The sequence below is a fragment of the Clostridium arbusti SL206 genome, assembly GCF_000246895.1.
Taxonomy (GTDB): Bacteria; Bacillota; Clostridia; order Clostridiales; family Clostridiaceae; genus Clostridium_I; species Clostridium_I arbusti.
The window spans coordinates 1-3,352 of record NZ_BAEV01000167.1 but is presented as its reverse complement, the minus strand read 5'-3'; the positions used below and the strand labels follow the sequence as shown (position 1 = coordinate 3,352).

General features: G+C 30.9%; 3 protein-coding genes and 1 tRNA gene. 2 read left to right on the top strand and 2 right to left on the bottom strand.

All coding sequences use genetic code 11. The annotated features are described in order from the left end of the window. Positions 1 to 78: 78 nt before the first annotated feature. Together RH99_RS19315 and RH99_RS17740 are read right to left on the bottom strand one after the other, a co-directional pair. Positions 79 to 231, bottom strand: a complete 153-nt coding sequence (locus RH99_RS19315) for a hypothetical protein (RefSeq protein WP_158511963.1) — start codon at positions 229 to 231, stop codon at positions 79 to 81. A 186-nt stretch (positions 232 to 417) separates the two neighbouring features. Further along, positions 418 to 499: transfer RNA gene (locus RH99_RS17740), tRNA-Leu, on the bottom strand. A 449-nt stretch (positions 500 to 948) separates the two neighbouring features. On the opposite strand from RH99_RS17740, the gene RH99_RS17735 reads away from it, so the two are divergent. Then, positions 949 to 1,641 (top strand): iron-sulfur cluster assembly scaffold protein, encoded by a 693-nt coding sequence (locus RH99_RS17735; RefSeq protein ID WP_010241508.1) that lies wholly within the window; start codon positions 949 to 951, stop codon positions 1,639 to 1,641. A 21-nt stretch (positions 1,642 to 1,662) separates the two neighbouring features. Continuing rightward, complete coding sequence (locus RH99_RS17730) at positions 1,663 to 2,661, top strand: GGGtGRT protein (RefSeq protein ID WP_010241506.1); 999 nt, start codon at positions 1,663 to 1,665, stop codon at positions 2,659 to 2,661. Positions 2,662 to 3,352: the final 691 nt, after the last annotated feature.

Here is a 3,352-nt window from a genome sequence, read left to right as displayed (position 1 = left end):
TTTTTATTATTATAAGGAGATTCAATGAAGAATTTTCATTGTAGTTAGATTGTTGACAAATATTAGAATTTCATTCAATCATAAAGTATTTGCTGCATGTATAATTAAATTAGCTCTATCTTCGGAAATAGCATTTATAACTAGCAATTCTTTAACTAACTGCCTGAGTCTTACTCTGTTCTCTTTATTTATAATTATCGGTGTAATTACCTTGCCTTTTAAATGTTCCATAGCAGTACCTCCATATCCTTTTATAATAATTATTTACAACTAAAGGGATTTTATACCATATTCAACATAAATATATTCTGTCTTAGAGCTAGATTTTTTCTATAATTCTAGTAGTATGAAACAAACAAAAATGACCATATCAAATAGCCATAAAGCTAAATGATACAGTCATTTATTTAAAATATTTGGTGCCGATGGTGGGATTTGAACCCACATGGTTTCCCGCACGATTTTGAGTCGTGTGCGTCTGCCGTTCCGCCACATCGGCAAAGCTGACATGTAATAATATAGCATATAGTAGTTTTATAGTCAAGTTTTTTTATAATAAATTTTCATTGGATAAAATATGTTCATTAATATTAATATTGATAATGCTAATACTTTATATTATAAATAACTTAAATATAATCTGAAAATGGTTACTAAAAAAATTTTTAAATTTTATAAATTAATAAAGTCTGTTATTCCATAATATGAGATAAATAAGTCTATATAATAAAATTAAGTAGTAATCAGGGTAGATTATATAGATAAAGTATAAATTTTCTACTAGATAGCTATGTTTTTTCAAAAAAATATTGTTACTTTTTAAACAATTTGCTACAATGAAAGAGGTTAAAAGTAATTACGAATGCATATCCCAAACACGGTTATGTATACCCTTTTCATAAATAAAGGGGGAAATGTAAATTATTTGTACAGGAAGGAGATATAAATATGATTTACTCAACAGAAGTATCAAGTATGATGTGTGTTGCTAAAGGACCTAATCATGGATCAGCACCAATACCAGAAGAAGGAAAATGGGTACAAGCTAAAGAAATTAAAGATATATCAGGATTAACACATGGAATAGGTTGGTGTGCTCCACAACAGGGTGCCTGTAAACTAACTCTTAATGTTAAAGATGGTATAATCGAAGAAGCATTAGTAGAAACAATTGGATGTTCAGGAATGACTCATTCAGCTGCAATGGCTTCAGAAATACTTCCAGGAAAAACTATACTTGAAGCATTAAATACTGACTTGGTTTGTGATGCTATAAATACTGCAATGAGAGAATTATTCTTGCAGATAGTATACGGAAGAACTCAGACTGCTTTCTCAGAAGGTGGACTACCAATAGGAGCAGGTCTTGAAGATTTAGGAAAAGGACTTAGAAGCCAAGTTGGTACTATGTATGGTACTAAAGCTAAAGGTACTAGATACCTAGAAATGGCTGAAGGTTATGTTAAACACTTAGCATTAGATGCTAACAATGAAGTTATAGGTTACGAATTCGTAAATCTTGGTAAAGTTATGGATATGATTAAAAAAGGTATGGACGCTAACGAAGCAATGGAAAAAGCTACTTCAAACTATGGTAGATTTGCAGAAGCTGTAAAAGTTATCGATCCAAGACATGAATAATAGGTAAGGAGGAGAAACGTAATGGCATTATTTGAAAGTTATGAAAGAAGAATTGACCAAATTATACCTGTATTAAAAGAATACGGAATAAACACAATAGAAGAAGCTAAAGCTGTTTGTGATGAAAAGGGAATAAACGTTTATGATATAGTTAAGGGCATTCAACCAATTTGTTTTGAAAATGCGTGTTGGGCCTATACTGTAGGTGCTGCAATCGCAATTAAAAAAGGATGTACTAAGGCTGCTGAATCTGCTGAAGCAATAGGTATTGGATTACAAGCTTTCTGTATTCCTGGATCAGTTGCAGATGACAGAAAAGTTGGTTTAGGTCACGGAAACTTAGCAGCAATGCTTTTAAGAGAAGATACTAAATGCTTCGCTTTCCTTGCTGGACATGAATCATTTGCAGCTGCTGAAGGTGCAATCGGATTAGCTAGATCAGCAAACAAAGTAAGAAAAGAACCTTTAAAAGTTATACTTAATGGTCTTGGAAAAGATGCTGCATTTATAATTTCAAGAATAAATGGATTTACATACGTGCAGACTAAATTTGATTACTATACTGGAGAATTAGCTATAGTTAAAGAAACAGCTTACTCAGACGGAGAAAGAGCTAAAGTTAGATGCTATGGCGCTGATGACGTAAGAGAAGGTGTTGCTATAATGCACAGTGAGGGCGTTGACGTTTCAATAACAGGAAACTCAACTAACCCAACAAGATTCCAACATCCAGTTGCTGGAACATACAAAAAAGAATGTATTGATCAAGGAAAGAAATACTTCTCAGTTGCATCAGGTGGTGGTACTGGAAGAACTCTTCACCCAGATAACATGGCAGCAGGTCCTGCTTCATACGGTATGACTGATACTATGGGAAGAATGCATTCAGATGCACAATTTGCAGGTTCATCATCAGTTCCAGCTCACGTTGAAATGATGGGTCTTATCGGAATGGGTAACAACCCAATGGTTGGAGCTACAGTTGCAGTAGCAGTTGCTATTGAAGAAACTTCAAAATAATTGAGTTGTAGACATTCAGTTAGTATAAAATATTAATAAATGAAAAAAGACACGTTGTATTATGAAAAATGATATAATGTGTCTTTTTTTATTTTTGTTAAAGATGTTTTTGTTCGGCAGTATACAAAGAAATATAAAAATTTTAATAAAAGATGACGTGACTTTTAAAACAGTAAAAAGAGAAAAATACTTGTGCGGGTGAAAGAGAGAAGAAGATGTAGGTATTTTACAAATAAATAAACCCTATGTTCTCTCACAAAACATAGGGTTTATTCATTAATTAAGTCAAAAATTTTTTGAATACATTCTATATATATCTAAAGGGTATGATTAAATAATAGCATTAGAATACGGAAGAAATATAAAATAATTGTGTTAACTTTATGTGATTTTATTTTAATGGTTCTGCTTTAATGACAAATCTTCTATTTGGAGTATATGTTAAAGTATATTTTCTACCTTTTTTTAATTTAAATGTATTTGAACCATAATAAAAAGATTTACTATTTGCTGAAAAAGTATTACCTAATTTACTAGATAAGCCAATTTTTCAACTGTATAATTATGTACTAAAAAATTTTTATTTACAATATAATTTATATCTTTAAAATAAGGTAAAGCATCGTGAATTATTATAACTAAAAGCAAAGGAAGTAGTGCAATAATAACTATTATAAGACTTTTAACTTTC